Source organism: Burkholderia sp. Ac-20365, from assembly GCF_017104715.1.
In the GTDB taxonomy this organism is placed as follows: domain Bacteria; phylum Pseudomonadota; class Gammaproteobacteria; order Burkholderiales; family Burkholderiaceae; genus Paraburkholderia.
The window spans coordinates 1-871 of record NZ_JAAGPI010000117.1; the positions used below are offsets into that span (position 1 = coordinate 1).

2 protein-coding genes are annotated in these 871 nt (G+C 59.7%); one reads left to right on the forward strand and one right to left on the reverse strand.

The window, feature by feature from the left end; translation table 11 throughout:
• A partial coding sequence (locus G3O01_RS44880; RefSeq protein ID WP_205813957.1) for a UTRA domain-containing protein occupies positions 1–313 on the forward strand: 313 nt, incomplete at its 5' end.
• A gap of 46 nt (positions 314–359) precedes the next feature.
• Here G3O01_RS44880 and G3O01_RS44885 read toward each other — a convergent pair.
• The gene (locus tag G3O01_RS44885) at positions 360–716 is read right to left on the reverse strand and encodes a hypothetical protein (protein ID WP_205813959.1); all 357 of its coding nucleotides are present in this window, start codon (positions 714–716) and stop codon (positions 360–362) included.
• Positions 717–871: the final 155 nt, after the last annotated feature.

The window sequence follows — 871 nt, forward strand, 5'->3', positions numbered from 1 at the left end:
AGACCGCTTTGTGAATCCCGCGCTGTTTCCGCTTTATTTGCAGCAGGATTTCACGCAGGAAACGCCTAATCACTATATGGTGCGGCTCGCGCCGATTCAGCGCGCGGAGTTTCGTATTTATGCGCGTAAGCCGGATGCGTATGTGCGTCATCATCTGGATATCGAAATCGGCGAGCCCTGTTTGATGGTCGAGCGCCGTACGTGGGTGGGTGAAGCGGTCGCGACGTCGGTGCAGCTTTGGCACGCGGCGCTGGCGTATATCGCTTTCGCACGCGATTCATGCTGGCGCTTGATGGTGCGCAATGGTGCGTGATGGCGTGCGAAGTCTCGTCGAACGATGGATGGCCTGAAGGCTGCGTTCAGACGATCGGAGGAGGCAAAGGAGGCGCGTGCGTAATGCCGGCGCGCAAGGCGGCAACCGGCACGGATGGCGCGTCGTGCGCGCGCGTGAAGTGATCGACGTGCGACGCCAGCGGCAGCGCGCCGCAATGGCTGCCGAAACCCTGACTGCACGAGCCCGAGTGGGGGCAGCAATCGGGGCTATCTTGCTTATCGTGACGAGTGGCGGAGTCGCAATGAACATGCTCCGCCATGTGCATCGCCGGTCCGGCGGTAGCGGATTGCGCGCCGTACATCATCTGTTCGCACGCGTTCGCGCCGCGCATGCCGAGCAGCGCGAAAACACAAACGAGAAGAAGGCGACACAGAATCGTCATGAGAGAAAAACGACGCGCGATGAATGGACGTCATGATAGCGCAGCCACGCCGATGCCAATCGAATCCGCAAAATCCGAATCCGCACAATTCAGTTCGTCAAACTAAGCAAATCGCCGACAAAGAAAAAACCCGGCAACCGCAAAGGTCCACCGGG

Bases quoted from the DNA above. Each gene is read 5' to 3' on its own strand.
- G3O01_RS44885 (WP_205813959.1), bottom strand. From the start codon at position 716: ATGACGATTCTGTGTCGCCTTCTTCTCGTTTGTGTTTTCGCGCTGCTC.